Annotated in this window: 20 protein-coding genes; 11 read left to right on the forward strand and 9 right to left on the reverse strand. The window is 51.3% G+C overall.

Annotated features, from left to right (window positions below; translation table 11 throughout):
* Positions 1-55: 55 nt before the first annotated feature.
* Positions 56-826: a pyruvate dehydrogenase complex transcriptional repressor PdhR gene (gene pdhR / locus ACJY2G_RS07115; protein WP_112286925.1), complete on the reverse strand. Its 771-nt coding sequence runs from the start codon at positions 824-826 to the stop codon at positions 56-58.
* A 428-nt stretch (positions 827-1,254) separates the two neighbouring features.
* On the opposite strand from pdhR, the gene aroP reads away from it, so the two are divergent.
* The 3 genes from aroP (at position 1,255) to ACJY2G_RS07130 (ending at position 5,251) form a co-directional block, all read left to right on the forward strand.
* Positions 1,255-2,625 carry an aromatic amino acid transporter AroP gene (gene aroP, locus ACJY2G_RS07120; protein WP_112286926.1) on the forward strand — a complete coding sequence of 457 codons (1,371 nt, stop codon included), beginning with the start codon at positions 1,255-1,257 and terminating at the stop codon, positions 2,623-2,625.
* Positions 2,626-2,838: 213 nt separating this feature from the next.
* Positions 2,839-4,281 carry a glycoside-pentoside-hexuronide (GPH):cation symporter gene (locus ACJY2G_RS07125; protein WP_120161910.1) on the forward strand — a complete coding sequence of 481 codons (1,443 nt, stop codon included), beginning with the start codon at positions 2,839-2,841 and terminating at the stop codon, positions 4,279-4,281.
* Complete coding sequence (locus ACJY2G_RS07130) at positions 4,274-5,251, forward strand: glycoside hydrolase family 43 protein (protein ID WP_439291591.1); 978 nt, start codon at positions 4,274-4,276, stop codon at positions 5,249-5,251. The genes ACJY2G_RS07125 and ACJY2G_RS07130 overlap by 8 nt, the downstream gene beginning before the upstream one ends.
* Before the next feature lie 69 nt (positions 5,252-5,320).
* Here ACJY2G_RS07130 and ampE read toward each other — a convergent pair whose 3' ends face one another.
* Positions 5,321-6,175, reverse strand: coding sequence for a beta-lactamase regulator AmpE (gene ampE / locus ACJY2G_RS07135; protein ID WP_120161912.1), 855 nt, complete (start codon positions 6,173-6,175; stop codon positions 5,321-5,323).
* 60 nt (positions 6,176-6,235) lie between these two features.
* Positions 6,236-6,808, reverse strand: a complete 573-nt coding sequence (gene ampD / locus ACJY2G_RS07140) for a 1,6-anhydro-N-acetylmuramyl-L-alanine amidase AmpD (RefSeq protein WP_430320726.1) — start codon at positions 6,806-6,808, stop codon at positions 6,236-6,238.
* 94 nt (positions 6,809-6,902) lie between these two features.
* Between ampD and nadC the strand changes: the two genes are divergently transcribed.
* The 4 genes from nadC to hofC all read left to right on the forward strand — a co-directional run bounded on the left by nadC (position 6,903) and on the right by hofC (position 11,244).
* Complete coding sequence (gene nadC, locus ACJY2G_RS07145; RefSeq protein ID WP_120161914.1) at positions 6,903-7,796, forward strand: carboxylating nicotinate-nucleotide diphosphorylase; 894 nt, start codon at positions 6,903-6,905, stop codon at positions 7,794-7,796.
* Positions 7,797-8,087: 291 nt separating this feature from the next.
* On the forward strand, positions 8,088-8,537 hold the full coding sequence (gene ppdD / locus ACJY2G_RS07150) for a prepilin peptidase-dependent pilin (RefSeq protein WP_120161915.1): 450 nt from the start codon (positions 8,088-8,090) through the stop codon (positions 8,535-8,537).
* Complete coding sequence (gene gspE, locus ACJY2G_RS07155; protein WP_430320727.1) at positions 8,534-10,027, forward strand: type II secretion system protein GspE; 1,494 nt, start codon at positions 8,534-8,536, stop codon at positions 10,025-10,027. Before ppdD ends, gspE begins: the two co-directional genes overlap by 4 nt.
* Positions 10,024-11,244: a protein transport protein HofC gene (hofC, locus tag ACJY2G_RS07160; protein ID WP_430320728.1), complete on the forward strand. Its 1,221-nt coding sequence runs from the start codon at positions 10,024-10,026 to the stop codon at positions 11,242-11,244. The genes gspE and hofC overlap by 4 nt, the downstream gene beginning before the upstream one ends.
* A 67-nt stretch (positions 11,245-11,311) precedes the next feature.
* On the opposite strand, the gene ACJY2G_RS07165 is transcribed toward hofC, so the two are convergent.
* Positions 11,312-12,355, reverse strand: coding sequence for a GMP reductase (locus ACJY2G_RS07165; RefSeq protein ID WP_112286935.1), 1,044 nt, complete (start codon positions 12,353-12,355; stop codon positions 11,312-11,314).
* A 241-nt stretch (positions 12,356-12,596) separates the two neighbouring features.
* Here ACJY2G_RS07165 and coaE point away from each other — a divergent pair, with 241 nt between their 5' ends.
* The 3 genes from coaE to yacG are packed head-to-tail and all read left to right on the forward strand — an operon-like array spanning position 12,597 to position 14,178.
* Entirely contained in the window at positions 12,597-13,226 is a 630-nt protein-coding gene (coaE, locus tag ACJY2G_RS07170) for a dephospho-CoA kinase (protein WP_430320729.1), read from the forward strand.
* Positions 13,219-13,971 carry a cell division protein ZapD gene (gene zapD / locus ACJY2G_RS07175; protein WP_120161919.1) on the forward strand — a complete coding sequence of 251 codons (753 nt, stop codon included), beginning with the start codon at positions 13,219-13,221 and terminating at the stop codon, positions 13,969-13,971. The genes coaE and zapD overlap by 8 nt, the downstream gene beginning before the upstream one ends.
* A gap of 9 nt (positions 13,972-13,980) precedes the next feature.
* Positions 13,981-14,178 (forward strand): DNA gyrase inhibitor YacG, encoded by a 198-nt coding sequence (gene yacG / locus ACJY2G_RS07180; protein ID WP_112286938.1) that lies wholly within the window; start codon positions 13,981-13,983, stop codon positions 14,176-14,178.
* Between the two features lie 71 nt (positions 14,179-14,249).
* Here yacG and mutT read toward each other — a convergent pair whose 3' ends face one another.
* The 3 genes from mutT to secM form a co-directional block, all read right to left on the reverse strand.
* Entirely contained in the window at positions 14,250-14,651 is a 402-nt protein-coding gene (gene mutT, locus ACJY2G_RS07185; protein WP_120162000.1) for an 8-oxo-dGTP diphosphatase MutT, read from the reverse strand.
* A gap of 111 nt (positions 14,652-14,762) precedes the next feature.
* Positions 14,763-17,480 carry a preprotein translocase subunit SecA gene (secA, locus tag ACJY2G_RS07190; RefSeq protein ID WP_112286939.1) on the reverse strand — a complete coding sequence of 906 codons (2,718 nt, stop codon included), beginning with the start codon at positions 17,478-17,480 and terminating at the stop codon, positions 14,763-14,765.
* 81 nt (positions 17,481-17,561) lie between these two features.
* Entirely contained in the window at positions 17,562-18,089 is a 528-nt protein-coding gene (secM, locus tag ACJY2G_RS07195) for a secA translation cis-regulator SecM (RefSeq protein WP_120161920.1), read from the reverse strand.
* A 26-nt stretch (positions 18,090-18,115) separates the two neighbouring features.
* Between secM and ACJY2G_RS07200 the strand changes: the two genes are divergently transcribed.
* Positions 18,116-18,640, forward strand: a complete 525-nt coding sequence (locus ACJY2G_RS07200) for a DUF721 domain-containing protein (protein ID WP_112286941.1) — start codon at positions 18,116-18,118, stop codon at positions 18,638-18,640.
* Positions 18,641-18,652: 12 nt separating this feature from the next.
* On the opposite strand, the gene lpxC is transcribed toward ACJY2G_RS07200, so the two are convergent.
* Both lpxC and ftsZ read right to left on the reverse strand, forming a co-directional pair.
* A complete protein-coding gene (gene lpxC, locus ACJY2G_RS07205) occupies positions 18,653-19,570 on the reverse strand; it encodes a UDP-3-O-acyl-N-acetylglucosamine deacetylase (RefSeq protein ID WP_120161921.1) in 918 nt (305 codons plus the stop codon).
* Between the two features lie 99 nt (positions 19,571-19,669).
* Positions 19,670-20,824 (reverse strand): cell division protein FtsZ, encoded by a 1,155-nt coding sequence (gene ftsZ, locus ACJY2G_RS07210; protein WP_112286943.1) that lies wholly within the window; start codon positions 20,822-20,824, stop codon positions 19,670-19,672.
* Between the last annotated feature and the right edge of the window lie 45 nt (positions 20,825-20,869).

Consider the following 20,869-nt stretch of genomic DNA (forward strand, 5'->3'; position numbering starts at 1 on the left):
GTCATGTAGTTGCCGTGAGCCCTCAAATGAAGACTCTAAAAATTAACCTCGTGGGTTAACTTTCATCTTTTCGTTGCTGGAGCCGTCGTAAAGACCGATCCCGCCGGGTGTGTTCCCTGCTGAGATCCAGCAAAACTTCTTCAATGAACGCCAGGTGACGGTGAGATGCGGCACGCGCTTTTTCTGGTTCCCGTGCAACAATCGCCTCGAAAATACTGGCGCGGTGGTTGCTTACCATCGCCAGCATTTCGCGGCGGGAGTAAAGCAATTCAAAGTTCTGTCGAACATTTTTCTCGAGCATCGGTCCCATACAGCGAACCAGATGCAGCAGCACCACATTATGCGCTGCTTCTGTTACAGCAACCTGATACTGCATTACCGCGTCGGCTTCTGCGTCCAGGTCCCCGCTGTCTTGTGCGGTCTGAATGACCACGTGACAATCACGAATGCGCTGCAAATCTTCCTCTGTGCCACGAAGCGCCGCGTAATAGGCAGCGATCCCTTCAAGGGCATGACGTGTTTCAAGGAGATCGAATTGTGATTCAGGATGGTCGGCCAGTAACTCAGCCAGCGGGTCACTCACGCTTTGCCATAAGTTACTTTGTACGAAAGTGCCACCACCCTGACGGCGCAGGAGTAGCCCCTTCCCTTCCAGGCTTTGGATTGCCTCTCTGAGAGAAGGTCGCGATACATCAAACTGTTTGGCCAGTTCGCGCTCTGGCGGAAGCTTTTCCCCGGGTCTCAAAGTGCCTTCGAGGATCAGGAACTCAAGTTGCTGCTCGATCACATCGGATAACTTAGGCTGTCGGATTTTGCTGTAAGCCATATATGTGCTGTTCTCTGCGAGTAGCGACTCTGTAAGTTGCCGGAGTCAATTGGTAATACCAATTTAAAAAACGTGGCCGTAAAGTAACAAAGTATTCACCTTGTGTCCATATGGCTACCCAGTAAATGCGTCGACCCCGCACAATTTAACAAATTTTTATCATTTATGTTTTTTACCCAGTCACGGATCACATTTTTTAGATCCTGAACAAATTTACAGTCAATTTGGCTATTTGTTATGCAGATGATGCATAAACCCCGTGCAAACTTTTGCGCATAACATTATTCTTGCGCGAACGGTAGATGATCCTGCGTTTTAGGTACAATCCAGCCGTAAATAATTAGATACAAAAAGTGTAATTATCGCCTTACATTCTCTCTAACACACAGAATGTTATGGGTTTTGCCCCAATGACAGAGGACAGGTAAATGGTTGAACAACAACAAGGCGATGAGCTGAAGCGTGGTCTCAAAAACCGCCATATTCAGCTGATTGCACTAGGTGGGGCCGTCGGTACAGGGCTGTTTCTGGGCAGCGCTTCCGTCATTCAGTCTGCGGGGCCGGGGATTATTCTTGGCTACGCAATTGCAGGTTTTATTGCCTTTTTAATCATGCGCCAGTTAGGTGAAATGGTTGTTGAGGAGCCGGTTGCGGGCTCATTCAGCCACTTTGCTTACAAATACTGGGGTGGGTTCGCAGGCTTTGCTTCTGGCTGGAACTACTGGGTTCTGTACGTGCTGGTGGCGATGGCAGAACTGACCGCAGTCGGTAAATACATTCAATTCTGGTGGCCGGAAATTCCTACCTGGGTTTCTGCGGCGGCCTTCTTCGTGCTGATCAACGCCATCAACCTGACTAACGTTAAAGTCTTCGGTGAGATGGAATTCTGGTTTGCGATCATCAAAGTGGTTGCGGTTGTGGCGATGATCCTGTTCGGCGGCTGGTTGCTGTTCAGCGACACTGCCGGTCCGCAGGCAACAGTACGTAACCTGTGGGAGCAAGGCGGATTCCTGCCGCATGGTATGACCGGGCTGGTGATGATGATGGCCATCATTATGTTCTCGTTCGGTGGCCTGGAGCTGGTGGGGATTACAGCGGCAGAAGCCGATAATCCTGAAGTCAGCATTCCTAAAGCGACCAACCAGGTTATCTACCGCATCCTGATTTTCTATGTGGGCTCACTGGCCGTGCTGCTTTCCCTGATGCCGTGGACTCGCGTCGGGCCGGACACCAGTCCGTTCGTCCTTATCTTCCATGAACTGGGTGATGCACTGGTTGCCAACGCACTGAACGTGGTGATCCTGACTGCCGCGCTGTCGGTCTACAACAGCTGTGTTTACTGTAACAGCCGCATGTTGTTTGGTCTGGCGCAGCAAGGCAACGCACCGAGATCCCTGATGAAAGTGGACAAACGCGGCGTGCCGGTGACGTCTATCCTTGTCTCTGCGGCCACTACTGCCCTGTGTGTTCTGATTAACTACCTGATGCCAGCCGAAGCATTTGGTCTGCTGATGGCGCTGGTGGTTTCTGCACTGGTGATCAACTGGGCGATGATCAGCCTGGCACACATTAAATTCCGTCAGGCGAAGCGTCGTGAAGGCGTGGAACCTAAGTTTAAAGCGCTGCTGTATCCGGTGGGTAACTACATCTGCCTGCTGTTTATGGCGGCAATTCTGGTGATCATGGCGATTACTCCGGGCATGGCGATCTCCGTATGGCTGATCCCTGTCTGGCTGGTGGTTCTGGGCATTGGTTACTGGATCAAGAATCAGCAAAGCGGGAAGTCCGTTAACGCTTAAGCAAGAGTCATAATTTAAAATCCTCAGACGCCCCGGTTAAGTCACTTGCCGGGGCGTCTTGTTATACAGGTCACACTTTTTCTGAGATGACCAAATCGTCCATCTTCATGACTCTTACCTCCTGACTCTTATTCCCTTCCTCAGCCAATACTCTGGTCTATCAAACAGTTTTTTAACAACTGTCCTTTTGACATCTATGCGGAGAGAACATCCATGAAGGAAGGCGCGCTGTCGTTCAAAGAGAAAGTGGCGTACGGCATGGGGGATGCGGGCTGCAATATGATTGGCGGCGCCATCATGCTGTTTCTTAATTATTTTTATACGGACGTTTTCGGATTAGCCCCGGCGCTGGTCGGCATACTGCTGCTCTCCGTGCGCGTTATTGACGCCGTCACCGACCCGATTATGGGCGCGATTGCCGACCGTACCACCACCCGCTGGGGACGATTCCGCCCGTATTTGTTATGGGTTTCGGTGCCGTATGTTCTTTTCAGCGTGCTGATGTTCACCACGCCGGAATGGAGCTACAACAGCAAGGTTATCTATGCTTTTGTGACTTACTTCCTGATGTCCCTGACTTACACAGCCATTAACATTCCTTATTGCTCGCTCGGTGGCGTCATTACTGCCGATCCGCACGAACGTGTTGCCTGCCAGTCTTACCGCTTCTTTATGGTGGGCATCGCAACACTTATTTTGTCTTCCACCCTGCTGCCAATGGCAGATTTTTTCGGTGGCGCGGACAAAGCCAAGGGTTACCAGATGTCGATGGGCGTAATGGCGATCATCGCGCTGTTTATGTTCCTGTTCTGCTTCAGCTCAGTGAAAGAACGTATCCAGCCAGCGGTGCCGTCTAAACATGCCTTAAAATCTGACCTGAAAGATGTCTGGAAAAATGACCAGTGGGTGCGCATCCTGCTGCTGACGTTCTGTAACGTGTGTCCGGGCTTCATTCGTATGGCAGCCACCATGTATTACGTCACCTGGGTCATGGAAAAATCCACGTCATTTGCCAGTATGTTTATCAGCCTCGGTGTGGTCGGCATGATGATCGGCAGCGCGCTGGCAAAACCGCTGACCGATAAATACTGCAAACTGAAAGTGTTCTTCTGGGCCAACATTATCCTGACCATTTTCTCCTGCGGCTTCTATTTCCTCGATCCGCACGCGACAACGCTGATTCTTGTGGCGTACTTCATCCTGAACATCATGCATCAGCTCCCTTCCCCGCTGCACTGGTCGCTGATGGCCGATGTGGATGATTACGGCGAATGGAAAACCGGTAAACGCGTGACCGGCATCAGCTTCTCCGGCAACCTGTTCTTCCTCAAATGCGGGCTGGCGGTAGCCGGTGCAATGGTCGGATTCCTGTTGTCAGCTTATGGCTACAATGCCGGAGCAGCGCAGCAAAGTGATCACGCAATCAACGGAATTATGCTGCTGTTCACCATCATTCCGGGCGTGGGATATCTGATTACTGCCGGTGTGGTGCGCTTACTGAAAGTGGATCGCGAAACCATGCGTACCATTCAGGCTGATCTCGAAATTCGCCGCCGTAATTACCGCGAACTGAATGAATATCACGATGCGAAAAATGCACAGGACGCGGATATCGCCAGCGTCTCACTGAACAGCAAGGAGCTGAAACATGAGTAATTACCCTAATCCGCTGATTGAGCAACGTGCAGACCCGCATATCTGGCTGCACAGCGACGGAAATTATTACTTTATCGCGTCGGTTCCTGAATACGACCGGCTTGAGATCCGCCGCTCGCCAACGCTGGCCGGACTTGCCAATGCACCAGCCACCATCGTCTGGCATAAACCTGAAACCGGCCCGATGAGCGCACTGATCTGGGCACCGGAACTGCATTTTATCGACGGAAAATGGGTTATCTATTACGCCGCTGCGCCGTCGCAGGAGATTGTGGACGGATTATTCCAGCACCGGATGTATGCGCTGGTGTGCGAAGAAGCAGATCCGCTCACGGGAAAATGGCAGGAGAAAGGCCGGATCCAGACCCCGATCGACAGCTTCTCGCTGGATGCCACGCACTTTGAGCATCAGGGCAAAAGCTATTATCTGTGGGCGCAGAAAGATCCGGCAATTCGCGGAAACTCGAATTTGTATCTGGCTGAAATGGAAAACCCGTGGACGCTGAAATCACCGCCTGTCATGCTCAGCAAGCCGGAGCTGGACTGGGAAATCATCGGTTTTTGGGTTAACGAAGGCCCCGCCGTGATCACGCACGGCGATAAGATTTTCATCACTTATTCCGCCAGCGCCACCGATGAAAATTACTGTATCGGGCTGCTTTGTGCAGATCTCAGCAGTAACCTGATGGACCCGGCGAGCTGGCATAAATCTCTGTATCCGGTGTTCACTACTCAGACTCAGAACAAACAGTTCGGCCCCGGCCACAACAGCTTTACCCGCAACGAACAGGGCGAAGATGTGCTGGTATATCACGCCCGAAATTACACGGAAATCGAAGGTGATCCGCTGTATGACCCAAACCGGCATACGCGCATCAAAACCTTCCGCTGGGATGAAAACGGGATGCCAGATTTCGGTGAACCCGCGGCCGATAACCGTCTGCTGACCTTACAAAAGCAGCGCGGATAAAAAGCAAAAAGCCCGGACATGTAAATGTACCGGGCTTTTTTAATTGCGCTCTCTTTTCAGATAAGCGGATTAAATCAGGGTGCCGTAAATCGTCAGCAGTGCCACAACCACCAGAATAATCATCGTCACTTTACGCGCCAGCCCGACGGCTGCACGAGGCGTTTGTACCGGATCGGTGTGCGGATCACGCGCCAGCGAGAACTGCGCCAGACGGGTTAATACCTGATACTGCGACGAGTGAATATCACCCAGCGAGGCGAACCAGGCTGGCAGAGCCTTCTCGCCGTGCCCCAGCAAGGCATAGGCCACACCGGCCAGACGAACCGGGATCCAGTCCAGAATATGTAACAGGGCATCAACGCCGGACTGAGCACGTTTCAAAGGCGTCATGTGGCGCGCCAGCCAGGTCTGATAACCGCGTAAAGCCGCGTATCCGCCTAATGCTATCGGTCCGTAGGGACCACACACCACAAACCAGAATAAAGGGCCAAGATAGTAGCGATAGTTAATCCATAGCAGCGCATTTTGCAGTTCCCGCAAACGGGCTTCTTCTGTGCAATCCGTTGGCAGACCGTGGATCAGCGCCAGTTCTTCGGCCATTTCCTTACAAGCGTCGGCATCCCCCTGACGGGCTGACTTAAGATAAGCGCGATAATGCTTACGTTTGATCCCCGCGCCAATGCATAGCAGACACAAAATCACCCATAAAATCAGTGTCGGTACGCCAAAGAATATCCCCTGAAGCGCACGCAAGACGGCCCAGATCACCGCCATCCAGATGACCATGATAGCCAGCGTTTTCACTAAGGAAGTCTGCCGCCCGCGGCGAAATATCACCTCGAACCGATGGTCCAGCTGCCAGTGTTCACCCAGTTTGAACAGCCGTTCCCAAGCCAGCACCAGCAGCAAAGTAAATAACGTCATCGATTGTCACTCTCTCTCAACACATCACATGCTTAAACACGCACCAGAGACCGCGTTAACTCACTGGCCAGAAGCGCTATTCTGCCCTACCGGCAGGGCTATCAGCTTGCGATAAAATGCCCAGTCAAATTCAGGGCCGGGATCGGTCTTACGCCCCGGAGCAATATCACTGTGTCCGGTAATGGCATCAAGATTAATGGGATAGTGCTTAATTAACAACTCAGTAACAGCGGCCAGGCTGCGATATTGCGCGTCAATAAACGGCTCAAAATCCGTGCCCTCCAGCTCGATACCGATTGAGAAATCATTACAGCGCTCGCGCCCCTGCCAGCTGGAAACACCCGCATGCCAGGCGCGTTTATCAAAAGGAACGTATTGAACAATTTCGCCATCGCGGCGGATCAGGCAATGTGCCGCCACACGCAACTGGTGGATACCTTCAAAATAAGGATCGTCCTGCGGATTCAGCGTACCGGTAAAGAGTTGATCAATGTAGGGACCACCGAATTTTCCGGGCGGCAAACTGATGTTGTGGATAACCAGCAACGAGGGAATTTCATCGTCAGGACGGAGATCAAAATGGGGAGAAACGACCCGCCGGGCTTCGGCTATCCAGCCTTGTTCTAAGTGCATCAAAGACCTCAATGATGTGCTTGTGTGGTACTTATCACAGCAACAGGGTAGCATGTTTTTTTGTCCTTCTTATCCGCCATTTCGGAGTATTTGTATGTCTACCCGCAGCTACAGCCCTGAAAGTCGCCGCGCACAGTTACTCGAACGTATCCAGAATGATATTCCTGCTCTTGTGACTCAAGCCCTGGGCGAAGACCTCGGCGGCGAAGCTAATGCTAACAATGACTTAACGGCACAATTATTGCCGCAGGATAAAAACGCGACCGCCACCATCATCACCCGTGAACCCGGTATTTTTTGCGGGCAACGCTGGCTGGATGAAGTCTTTAAGCAACTGGCCGGGGATAAAATCACCGTTAAATGGCATGTTAAAGACGGTGATACAGTTTCTGAAAACCAGACCTTATGCGAACTTTCCGGCTCTGCCCGCATGTTGCTGACCGGTGAACGCACCGCGCTGAATTTTGTGCAAACCCTCTCCGGCGTGGCAACCGAAGTGAATCACTATGTGAAAATTCTGCAGGGCACCAAAACTCAGTTGCTGGACACCCGCAAAACCTTGCCGGGTCTGCGTACTGCACTGAAATATGCCGTGCTCTGCGGTGGCGGAAGCAATCACCGTCTGGGTCTGGCTGACGCATTTCTTATTAAAGAAAATCACATCATCGCCTGTGGCTCAATCAAAGCGGCCGTGGAGCGCGCGTTGTGGATCCATGCCGACGTTCCTGTGGAAGTGGAGGTCGAATCCATTGATGAACTTCAGCAGGCGCTGGATGCCAAAGCTGACATTATTATGCTCGATAACTTTACCGTGCCGATGATGCGTGAAGCCGTTGCGCTGACTGCCGGCCGAGCACTGCTGGAAGTCTCCGGTAACGTCACGGAAAAAACACTGCGTGAATTCGCAGAGACCGGCGTGGATTACATTTCCGTCGGCGCGCTGACAAAACATGTCAGAGCGATGGATCTCTCCATGCGCTTTAGCTAATCGCAACGCTGTTGCCCCTGACTTCCTTTTCAGGGGCAACACGACTTCTTTCGGTCTATTTCATCTTGCCACATTACCCTCTCATTCTCCCGGTCTGACTGCTATCCCCTTTTTCATTTCATCTTCATTGTTGCGGCGCATCGCGCAAAAGTTTTGCCAACCTGACTGACATACATATTTATCCTGGAAGACATCCCGGAGAAGCCAACAATGGGGCTGGAGTCTGGTTATTTCTGCGTTTAGTTTGCTGCCCGAGCTTTACCCACGCAGTTTTACAAAACGGAGAACGCCATGCACCGGCAACAAGGATTTACCCTCATTGAACTGATGGTAGTGATCGCGATTATTGCGATCCTCAGTGCCATCGGCATACCCGCTTACCAGAGTTATATCCAGAAGGCCGCCATGACCGACATGCTGCAAACCATGGTGCCGTATAAAACCGGCGTCGAATTGTGTGTGATTGATTCCGGCACTCTGACGGGTTGCGATGCAGGCACTCAGGGAATACCCGCAGCAGTCAGCAGCCGTTACGTCAGCCAGGTGCAAGTCAGCACAGGCGTCATCTCGCTCACCGGACAACAGGCGCTTGAAGGGCTCAGCGTTGTCATGACGCCGGTTGTCGATAATGTGGCCGGAGGGATTGTCTGGAATCGCAGTTGTACTAACGCCGCTAACACGTCGATGGTTGAGGCCTGCGAAAGCGTATTCCGCTTTGACAGTCAGGGAGCAACACAATGACCGATACTCCACTGGTTCCTGTTTCGCCGGTACACAGCGAAAGGCAGCAAAACGAAGCATCGCTTGAAGCCCTGTGCCAGCGATATAAAGCCGTCATTTTGCATCGTGATCCGCAGATAATTCGCGTTGCCTGCCATGAAAGTGAGGCGGACACGGAATCCCTGAGCAACGTGCTGCGTTTCGCCACCGGATTAAAAGTCCAGCTTGAACGCTGGCCACAGGCGCGGCTGGAACAGGTGATGGAAAAAGGCCATTCAGGATCGCAACAACTTGTCGCGCAGGAAGAGCTCACTCCTTCTGTACCTCGTGATGAGAATGAACTGGATGCCCAAAGCGATGCGCCAGTGATCAATGTACTTAATCAGATCCTCAGGCACGCTATCACCCGCCGCGCATCGGATATTCACTTTGAACCTTTTGAGCACAGTTTCCGGGTTCGCGTCCGGATTGATGGCGTACTACAAGAAATCCCCGGCCCTGAATTTGCAATGGCCGCCGGTATCTGTGCACGCCTGAAAATCATGGGACAGCTCAATGTGGCAGAACGCAGATTGCCGCAGGACGGGCAGCTTTCGGTGATGTTACAAAATCAGCGATATTCCATGCGGGTCTCGTCCCTGCCAACGCTGCACGGCGAAAAAATTGTGCTGCGGATACTCCATATGACGCAACAGGATCTGTCGATGTCACAGCTGGGATTCACGCCGCGTGATCTCGATTATTTCAAGGCCGCGCTTAAACATCCGCAAGGATTGATTCTGGTCACAGGTCCGACAGGGAGCGGAAAAACAGTCACGCTCTACACGGGTCTGCGACATCTGAATACCATTACCCGCAATATCTGCAGCGTCGAAGATCCGATTGAGATCCCGGTCAGCGGTATTAATCAGACGCAGATCAATAGCAAAACAGATCTGAGTTTTGCCGGTGTCCTGCGGGCATTATTACGTCAGGATCCTGACGTGATTATGGTCGGTGAGATCCGGGATAAAGAAACAGCCGAGATTGCCGTAAAAGCTGCGCAGACCGGGCATATGGTGCTTTCCACCCTGCATACCAATTCCACCTGCGAGACGCTGACCCGTCTCAGGCAAATGGGGATCGAGAGTTTTCATATTGCAGCCAGTTTACGTCTGGTCATTGCACAGCGGCTGGTTCGAAAGCTCTGCCCACATTGCCGAAAAGCACATATGTCACTGGTCGAAAAAGGCCCGGATGGTCACAGCGGTACGTTGCCACTTTGGTTGGCTGCGGGTTGCCATCAATGTTTTTCCGGCTACTACGGGCGTACGGGAATTTACGAGATACTCAATATCACGCCCCGGTTACAGCAGGCACTGGTCGCCGGAGCGGGCGTCACAGAACTGAGTAAAATCGCCCGTGAGCAGGGACAGAAAACATTGCAGGAAGCGGGAATGTTGCTGGTCGAGCAAGGCATTACCTCGCTTGAGGAGCTTTACAGAGTCACCGGCGAAGACACTGGCTTATGAGCGAAACCGGGGCTATTTCTAAGAAATGGAGGCTTTATCAATGGCAGGCAGTTGATACCCAGGGAAGCATTCAGCAAGGCAACAGCATTGAGATAAATAAAGACATCATCTACCAGCAGCTTTTTGCTGCTGGCTTACAGCCGGTGAGTATCAGGATGAGGCAACGCCTGAGAGGAAATTGTTGGAAAAATCAGGAGCGCGTCGCCTTTGTCAGACAGCTGGCGACACTTTTGCAGGCCGGATTACCCCTGATGAATAGCCTGACGCTGCTGGGCAATGAGCATACGAAACCGGCATGGAACTGCGTGCTGTTAAATATCGCCAGAGGAGTTCGTGAGGGAATGCCTCTTTCAGAGATGCTGGGTCAGTATCCCGACACGTTCCCTGATATTTACCGGCAAATTATTTCGATTGGTGAACTGACGGGGCAACTCGACAAATGCTGCCTGCAACTGGCGAGTCAGCAGGAACAACAGGCTGAATTAAGAAATAAGGTGAAAAAGGCCCTGCGTTATCCGCTGATTGTCAGTGCGATCGCCACGATTGTTACCCTGCTGATGCTGACCCTGGTGTTGCCTGAGTTTGCGAAAATCTATGCATCCTTTGATGCTAAGTTACCGTGGTTTACTCAGATGTTAATCAACACATCAGAAGCATTAATCACAACAGGCCCGTGGATAGCTGGAGGATTATTGTTTTGCTGTTTTGGGTATCTGCAAAAAATGCATCCGCACGTACGCTGGAAACTCCGTGAGCAGATGCTTCTGCTGCGGTTGCCCCTGACTTCACGGCTGGTCACCGACAGCAGCCTCGGACAGATTTTTCAGACACTGGCCATGACACAACAGGCCGGAATGACGTTAATTGCGGGGCTGGCGGCGGCCTCTGCGTCTGTATCCAACTTGCATTTTCAGGCCGCGCTGAGCCAGATACGTGAGCAAATCATACAAGGGGTTCCGTTACACAAAGCTTTTGTTCAGTCACCACTGTTTCCGACCTTATGCCATCAATTGATTAAAATCGGTGAGGAGTCAGGTTCTCTCGATGAGTTACTGCAAAAGCTCGCGCAACTGCATAATCATAAAGCGAATTCACTGGCGGATACGTTATCGCAAACCATTGAGCCGGTACTGATGGCAGTAATGGGCGTCATTGTGGGCGGGCTGGTGATTGCAATGTATCTGCCGATATTCCAGCTGGGGTCAGTGATGGGATAGGAAAAGGATAAAGCTTAAGGAGCAGAAAGCGGCGAAAACGAGTCTCGCCGCATCAGCCATTGCCGACTTATTTACTGCCGAACAGACGGTTTTCCTGTTCCGCGACGCGGATAAAGGTCGTGCGTTTGGTCAGTTCTTTAAGACGCTCAGCACCCACATAAGTACAGGCAGAACGCAGGCCACCGAGGACATCGCGCACAGTGTTTTCAACCGGACCACGCAGAGGTAATTTCACCGTTTTACCTTCTGCCGCACGGTATTCTGCAACACCACCGACGTGACGTTTCATCGCAGATTCTGAACTCATGCCATAGAAAAGCATGAATTTTTCGCCATTTTCTTCAACGACTGTACCTTCACATTCGTCATGCGCAGCCAGCATACCGCCAAGCATGACGAAATCAGCGCCGCCGCCGAAGGCTTTTGCCACATCGCCAGGAACCGCACAGCCGCCATCACTGACAATCTGTCCGCCCAGACCGTGCGCCGCATCAGCACATTCGATAACCGCAGAAAGCTGCGGATAACCCACACCGGTTTTCACGCGAGTGGTACAGACAGACCCTGGACCTATACCGACTTTAACGATATCTGCACCTGAAAGGATCAGCTCTTCAACCATTTCGCCGGTGACCACGTTACCGGCACAGATCACTTTATCCGGACAGGCTTCACGAACACGTTGCAGGAAACCGACAAAATGCTCGGAGTACCCGTTCGCCACATCCAGACAAACAAATTTCAACAGCGGGGAAAGAGCCAGAATTTGCAGAGTTTTAACGAAATCCGCTTCTGATGTTCCGGTCGACACCATCACATTGCGCAGGACGGATTCATCCGAAGACGTGATAAATGCCTGCCACTGTTCTACGGTGTAATGCTTATGTACCGCCGTCAAAAGACCGAAAGAAGCCAGAACGGTGGCCATACGGAATGTTCCGACGGTGTCCATGTTCGCGGCAATGATCGGTGTGCCAGACCAGCTGATACCAGAGTGTTTGAATGTGAATGTGCGTTCCAGTTCGACTTCGGAACGACTTTTGAGAGTAGAACGTTTAGGGCGGATAAGTACGTCTTTAAAACCTAACTTCAAATCTTCTTCAATACGCATGACGGGTTTGTCCTGGTTTGGCGACGGGTCGCTAGGGTGTACAGCAAATTTTTAGACACCCTTTCCAGTGGTTTTATCATACACAGGAAAATGACAACGGCAAGATGGCTTTTGCAACTCACATCACAGACTTTTGATTGTGCTGCTGAATAATTTTCGCATGAAAAGCGGGACGACGACGGCTTGCACTTAATCACAATCTCTTTATCATTTACCTGTCTAATTTTATCAGAGCATCCGCATGAGCTATATCGTTGCATTGACCGGAGGTATCGGGAGTGGCAAAAGTACAGTTGCCGAAAGTTTCGCCCGCCACGGTGTAAACATTGTCGATGCCGATATTATCGCCCGTCAGGTAGTAGCGCCGGGAGAACCTGCGCTGGATCAGCTCCATCAGCGATTTGGTAACGAAATTATTCTTGCCGATGGCTCACTGAACCGCCCGGCTCTGCGGGAAAAGATTTTCAGTTATCCGCCTGATAAAGAATGGGTTAACCAGTTACTGCACCCCATCATTCATGCCAGAACACAGCAGCTTTTTGCACAGGCCAATACGCCTTATGTGCTCTGGGTTGTTCCATTGCTGATTGAAAATGGATTACAGACGCGAGCAAATCGCGTACTGGTAGTGGATGTTGAGCCTCAGCTTCAGCTTTCACGCACCCTACTTCGCGACAGAATTAGTCGTCAGCAGGCAGAAAATATTATTGCTGCGCAGGTAAGTCGTGAAAAGCGGCTGGCCTGTGCGGATGACATCATTGATAACAGCGGTGACCCGAAATCCATCGAACCGCGTGTTGCCTTATTACATTGCCGCTATCTGGAATTTGCGGCATCAGTAAACAGACAGGATATTGCCAAGCATGACTGATGTAGCTGCAACCGTTCTTTTTGAACATCCCCTGAATGAGAAGATGCGCACCTGGCTGCGTATCGAGTTTTTGTTGCAACAGATGCACTCTAATGCACAAATCACTTCCATTGCTTCTGCCCTGTTATTTTTCCGTACCGTATCTGATTTGCTCGACGTACTGGAGCGCGGAGAAGTCCGTACTGATTTACTGAAAGAACTGGAACGTCAGCAACAAAAATTATCCCAGTGGAAAGACGTTCCGGGCGTGGATCTTTCAAGAGTTGACGGCCTGCGTAGCGAGCTCAAACAGTGCGCCTCCGTGCTGATGAAAGCCCCACGTATCGGACAGGCGCTGAAGGAAGATCGCCTGATTGCTCTGGTCCGCCAGCGTCTGAGTATTCCGGGTGGCTGCTGTAGTTTTGATCTCCCGACGCTGCACATATGGCTGCATCTGGCTCAGTCCCAGCGTGACAGCGAAGTAAAAAACTGGCTCGAAACGCTCGCCCCGCTGAATAACTCACTCACTATGGTTTTGGGGCTGATCCGCCAGTCTGGCGCGTTTCGTAATCAGATCAGCCTGAATGGTTTTTTCCAGGACAACGCAGAAGGCGCAGATCTGTTACGATTGCGCCTCTCGATGGAAAACCAACTTTATCCGCAAGTATCCGGGCATAAAACCCGTTATGCCATTCGCTTTTTACCTCTGGACAGCGAACATGGCGTGGTTCCCGCGCGACTGAATTTCGAACTTGCCTGCTGCTAGGAGTTGCACATGGATCCTGAAATTATTGAAGTAAATTGCCCGACGTGTGGCAAAACGGTGGTTTGGGGCGAACAGAGCCCTTTCCGCCCTTTTTGTTCCAAGCGCTGCCAGTTGATTGATCTCGGTGAATGGGCCGATGAAGAGAAACGCATCCCGAGTAAAGGCGATGTGAATGACCTGGACGACTGGAGTGAAGAAGAGATTTAAGTCAGATCATGAGTACGCAAAAAGGGGCTTTGGCCCCTTTTTTGATCATGTCATCCACAACAAATGCGTCATCAGTACTGATTGTTTTTAAGGGCTGTTACGATGGCTTCATTAGCCGGAGGAAACTCTTCCTCTTTCAAATCAGACTGTGCAACCCAGCGTTTAGGCTGCCCTTCTTTGCCATAAGGTTCACCTTGCCACTCTTCCACCAGGAAGAAATGCAACGTGATGATGCGGTCGGGGAAACGATGCTCCAGCGTTTTCAGCAGTACCGGTGATTGCGCATCGATTCCAACTTCTTCCTGCAATTCGCGGATCACTGCCTGATCCGGCGTTTCACCTGCTTCAATTTTCCCGCCGGGAAACTCCCAGAAACCTGCCATATGCGATGACGCATCGCGCTGAGTAATAAAGATTTCTTTCTGAGCATTACGAATAATGCCGACTGAGATATTCAGTTGTTTAAGCGTCACAGTATCCACCTATCCGCTGACTGCAAAGACTGTCCTGTACGAACTTTTAGACAAAATTAAAGGCGGTGATTAGCCGCCTTTAAGATTAACACGATGACTTAGCCTGAGATGTTACTTTTGCAGGCGGCCATGGCATTGTTTGTATTTTTTACCGGAACCGCATGGGCACAGATCGTTACGTCCCACTTTGCGTTCACCGGAGGCAGCCAGACGTGCGGCTTCCGCTACTTCGATTTCCTGCTGATCCTGATGGCTCAGCTGCTGCTGACGGGCCAGATGTTCCGCTTCTTCACGGCGCTGGATTTCCATCGCTTCAATTTCTTCAGGCATACGCACCTGAACTTTGCTCAGCACGCTGACCACTTCATATTTCAGGGATTCCAGCATCGCAGCAAACATCGCGAAGGATTCACGTTTGTATTCCTGCTTAGGATCCTTTTGCGCGTAACCGCGTAAGTGGATGCCCTGACGCAGATAATCCATCGCTGCCAGATGCTCTTTCCACAGGGAATCGAGGGTCTGCAACATTACGCCTTTCTCGAAGTTACGCATCATTTCAGCGCCAACCACTTCTTCTTTACGGGCGTAAGACTCTTTCGCGAGTTCCATGATACGTTCGCGAAGGGTTTCTTCATGCAGTTCCGGCTCTTTATCCAGCCACTCAGAAATCGGCATTTCCAGCTCGAAATCGTTTTTCAGGCGCTCTTCCAGACCTTTCACATCCCACATTTCTTCCAGAGACTGTGGTGGAATGTAGCTGTCGATAGTCGCTTTGAACACATCTTCACGGATGCTGGCAATGGTTTCGCTCACATCAGATACGTCAAGCAGTTCGTTACGCTGGCTGTAGATCGCACGACGCTGATCGCTCGCCACATCATCGTATTCCAGCAATTGCTTACGAATATCGAAGTTACGGCTTTCAACTTTACGCTGAGCGTTGGCAATCGCTTTGGTCACCCATGGGTGCTCAATCGCTTCGCCTGGTTTCATACCCAGTTTACGCATCATGCTTGATACACGGTCAGATGCGAAGATACGCATCAGGGCATCTTCCATAGACAGGTAGAAGCGTGATGAACCGGCATCACCTTGACGACCCGCACGACCGCGCAACTGGTTATCGATACGACGTGATTCGTGACGCTCGGTACCAATGATGTGCAAACCACCAGAAGCCAGAACCGCGTCATGGCGAATCTGCCATGCGGCTTTAATTTCAGCAATTTTCTCGTCGGTCACTTCTTCGCCCAGGTTTTCAACTTCAACCTGCCAGCTGCCGCCCAGCACGATATCGGTACCACGACCCGCCATGTTGGTGGCGATGGTTACCGCGCTTGGCTGACCCGCCTGAGCAACAATGTCTGCTTCTTTGGCGTGGAACTTGGCGTTCAGAACGCTGTGCGCGATGCCCGCTTTCGTCAGCTCGTTAGAAACCACTTCTGATTTTTCAATCGAAATAGTACCGACCAGAACCGGCTGGCCCTTAGCGGTACACTGACGGATATCTTCGATAATCGCGCCAATTTTTTCCATCTCAGTCATGTACACCAGGTCGGCCATGTCTTTACGCACCATAGGGCGGTTAGTTGGCACAACAATGGTATCCAGTTTGTAGATAGAGCTGAATTCGAACGCTTCGGTATCCGCAGTACCGGTCATACCGGCCAGTTTTTCGTACAGACGGAAGTAGTTCTGGAAGGTGATAGAAGCCAGCGTCTGGTTTTCGTTCTGAATCTCAACGCCTTCTTTAGCTTCTACTGCCTGATGCAGACCGTCGGACCAGCGACGACCTTGCATGGTACGGCCAGTGTGTTCATCGACGATAATGACTTCACCGTCTTTCACGATGTAATCGACATCGCGGGTGAACAGCACGTGTGCGCGCAGTGCCGCAGTCACGTGGTGCATCAGCATGATGTTAGTCGGGGAATACAGAGATTCACCTTCTTCCATGATACCTGCTTCTACCAGCATTTCTTCGATCAGCACCAGACCACGTTCGGTCAGGTGAACCTGACGCGCTTTCTCATCCACAGAGAAGTGGCCTTCACCCTGGAAGGTGTCGGAATCTTCTTTTTCCTGACGGATCAGTTTAGGGATCAGTTTGTCCACGCGGGTGTACATTTCTGAGCTGTCTTCGGCAGGACCGGAGATGATCAGCGGAGTACGTGCTTCATCGATCAGGATGGAGTCAACCTCATCCACCAGCGCATAGTGCAGTTTACGCTGTACACGTTCTTCCGGGCTGAATGCCATGTTGTCGCGCAGGTAGTCAAAGCCGTATTCGTTGTTTGTACCGTAAGTGATGTCAGCAGCGTAAGCAGCACGCTTAGCCGGGGAAGGCATACCCGGCAAGTTAATGCCGATGCTCAGACCGAGGAATTCAAACAACGGACGGTTATTTTCGGCGTCACGCTGGGCTAAGTAGTCATTGACGGTCACGACGTGAACGCCTTTTCCGCTCAGTGCGTTCAGGTAAGCTGGCAGCGTTGCGGTCAGCGTTTTACCTTCACCGGTACGCATTTCCGCGATGCAACGCTCGTTCAGTACCATACCGCCGAGTAACTGCACGTCAAAGTGACGCATGCCGAACACACGTTTACTGGATTCACGCACCACAGCAAAAGCTTCCGGGATCAGGTTTTCCAGCACTTCACCTTTTGCCAGACGCTCACGGAACTCATTGGTTTTCGCCTGCAGTTGCTCGTCAGTCAACTTTTGAATTTCAGGTTCCATGCGGTTGATCAGGTCAACAACTTTACGCATGCGACGCAGTGTACGATCGTTACGGCTACCAAAAACTTTGGTCAATAATTTGATTAACATTATGCTTAATATCTCTTGGAGGCCATCTGAAAATGGCCACTAATTTATTGATTTATAGATAGAGTTTTAAATTACAGTCTGTTAAATCAGGAAGTTTGGCCCAGCACGAATGCCTTGTACCTGTGCTAACCACAGGCCGGTCTGGTGCGGTAAAGAGAAGGTAAGGAAAGGTTGTTGCGTCTGACGGATGATAACCGGTGGTTTGGATTCATGGGTCAGTAAAGCATTCAGAGTGACCAGCAGGGCCAGTTGCTGAACGTGTAATGGTCCGGCTTCTTCAGCGACCACTTCCGGCGCGGCAACGGTATAAACCACCTGCGGAGCCAGAGCAAAAGAGAGATGACGGATAACTGTGCGCAACGCATGTTGCTGCCAGTAATCCACACCGAAAGACGGGCGGCGGTTCGCCTGAAGCAATGCAAGATTACTCAGCCCTGTACTACTGATGTTAAGACGGTTTAGACTTGAGGACGTATTGGGAACAGCAGGCAGTTCCGTTTGCGACAGGTTCGTTGACACGCCAAGGCTGGCCGCGACCATCCCCAAAAGGAGATGCGGCCAAAAATACCTTCTGCCAAATTGTCGCCAACGATTTAGAATGCCAATCACAAGTTTACAATCCGCCGGAGCCCGTCATGCGCGATAGTCGCCCACAATTATTAGATATCCTGTTCGATGACGCTTCTTCCACAGAGCAAAGCCCGCTGCGTATTGTTCAACAGCGTGCTGCGGCGTTATTAAAACTCAACCGCGCAGTCAAAGGTCTGTTACCGGCACCCATGCAACCATGGTGTCGTGTCGGTAATTATCGACAGGGTGTTTTAGTACTCGAGATTGCTAATGCCAGCTGGATGATGCGACTACGCTATGAACAACCTGCATTACTCTCTGCACTTCGAGCGCAAATTCTACCATCTTTGTCATCAATCGACATCAGGATTAATCCTTCGCTCATGTCGAAAATGGAAAATGCTTCGCAGATTGCGATTAAAAATAAAGCAATCGCTTCAGAGTCCATGCCTGTCAGACATTTGAGTGCGCAAAGTGCTGAGGAATTAAGAGGACTGGCGAGCCGTAGCCCGGAAAAACTGAGGAAGGCATTAGAACGACTGGCTGAATTGGCCGGAGAGGGTGCCAAAACGACCAGTCGTAATAAGTAATACGAGTATCGATTACGCCAATACGGTGGAAGGCGCTTTAAAAGCCAGTGGCAATTCAGCTTCATCCTGGAAGGTAACTAATTCCCAGGCTTCCTGCTTAGCCAATACCGCTTGCAATAACTTGTTGTTCAACGCGTGGCCAGACTTGAATGCGGTAAACGCACCAATGATGTTATGCCCACACATGAACAGGTCACCGATAGCATCCAGCATTTTGTGACGAACGAATTCATCTTCAAAACGCAGGCCATCTTCGTTAAGCACGCGATAATCATCCACAACGATAGCGCAATCAAAGCTGCCACCCAGGCACAAACCACGTGACTGCAGGTACTCGATATCACGCATGAAACCAAAAGTACGTGCGCGGCTAATTTGGCGAACAAATGCTTCTGCGGAGAAGTTCATTTTGTAGCGCTGTGAGCTGGAATCGATCGCCGGGTGGTTGAAGTCGATAGTGAAGTCCAGAGAGAAACCATTAAATGGTTTGAACTCAGCCCACTTATCACCGTCTTCAACACGCACGGTTTCTTTGATGCGCAAGAATTTCTTGGCGCTGTTCAACTCTTCAATCCCTGCATCCATCAGCAGATAGACGAAAGGTGCAGCACTACCGTCCATAATCGGCACTTCAGGCGCATCGACTTCGATAACAATGTTATCAATGCCCAGGCCAGCTAATGCCGCATTAAGGTGTTCAACCGTAGAAATGCGTACGTCATGCTCATTAACCAGGCAAGTACAGAGCATGGTATCACGCACGGATTTTGCATCTGCCGGGAAATCAACCGGTGGATTCAAGTCAGTGCGACGATAGATGACCCCGGTATTTGCCGGTGCAGGACGCAGAGTCAGGGTGACTTTCTTGCCGGTATGTAAACCGACGCCCGTCGCCTGAACGATACGTTTTAATGTACGTTGTTTGATCATCGTTTTTATCTCGCAATGTTTATCCATCCAACCGACCTAAGCATACCTTAAGGTCGGCGGGACAGTTTAGCACAAAGAGCGGAGATCCTACAATTCGGACTAGTCTGCCTGCTTACGCAGGAAGGCTGGGATGTCCAAATAGTCGGGCTCTTTATTAGATTGCGCGCTTTGATCATTGACCACTTTAGCAGCGGGTTTCGTTTCCTGCGGCAGCGGAGACATCCCGTGCTGCTGATAACGATGATCCATCACTGGCTGAGCGGCTGGCTTATTGGTCACCAACGTGATTTCAGGACGTTTGTCCATGCCAATACCGGTCGCAACTACGGTGACGCGCAATTCGTCATTCATTTCCGGGTCAAGGGAAGTACCAATAACCACGGTAGCGTTGTCAGAGGCGAAAGCACGGATAGTGTTACCCACAGTTTCAAACTCATCCAGACGCAGGTCGAAGCCAGCGGTGATGTTGACCAGAACGCCGCGAGCGCCTGACAGGTCGATATCTTCCAGCAGCGGGCTGGAGATCGCCATTTCTGCTGCTTCTTCAGCACGGTCTTCACCACATGCCACGCCGGAGCCCATCATGGCATAACCCATTTCAGACATAACGGTGCGCACGTCAGCGAAGTCGACGTTCATCAGACCCGGACGGGTGATCAGCTCTGCGATACCCTGCACCGCGCCTTTCAGCACGTCGTTGGCCGCACCAAAAGCGTCCAGCAGAGAGATACCGCGACCCAGAACTTTTAACAGCTTGTCGTTCGGGATAGTGATCAGGGAGTCCACATGTTTGGACAATTCAGCAATACCCTGCTCCGCGAATGCCATACGCTTTTTGCCTTCGAAATTGAAAGGCTTAGTCACGACAGCAACGGTCAGAATACCTAAATCTTTAGCTACTTCAGCAACCACTGGCGCTGCACCGGTACCGGTACCGCCGCCCATGCCCGCTGCGATAAAGACCATATCAGCACCTTCAAGCGCAGCGCGCAGGGCTTCACGGTCTTCTTCTGCAGAATTGCGACCCACTTCCGGGTTCGCACCAGCACCCAGACCCTTGGTAATACCGCTACCGATCTGAATAGTCTGGCCTACTGCCGTTTTACGTAACGCCTGTGCGTCGGTGTTAACGGCGAAGAATTCAACACCTTCGATGCGCTCGCGCACCATGTGTTCGACAGCGTTGCCACCGCCACCGCCGACGCCGATGACTTTAATCACCGCGTCATTGGTCAGTTCCATAGGTTCAAACATAGTTTCTCTCCGTTTTGTGCCTGTCGCGTCGGGATCAAAAACCTT

It is taken from the genome of Rahnella sp. ATs2 (genome assembly GCF_051851855.1).
GTDB lineage: Bacteria > Pseudomonadota > Gammaproteobacteria > Enterobacterales > Enterobacteriaceae > Rahnella > Rahnella variigena.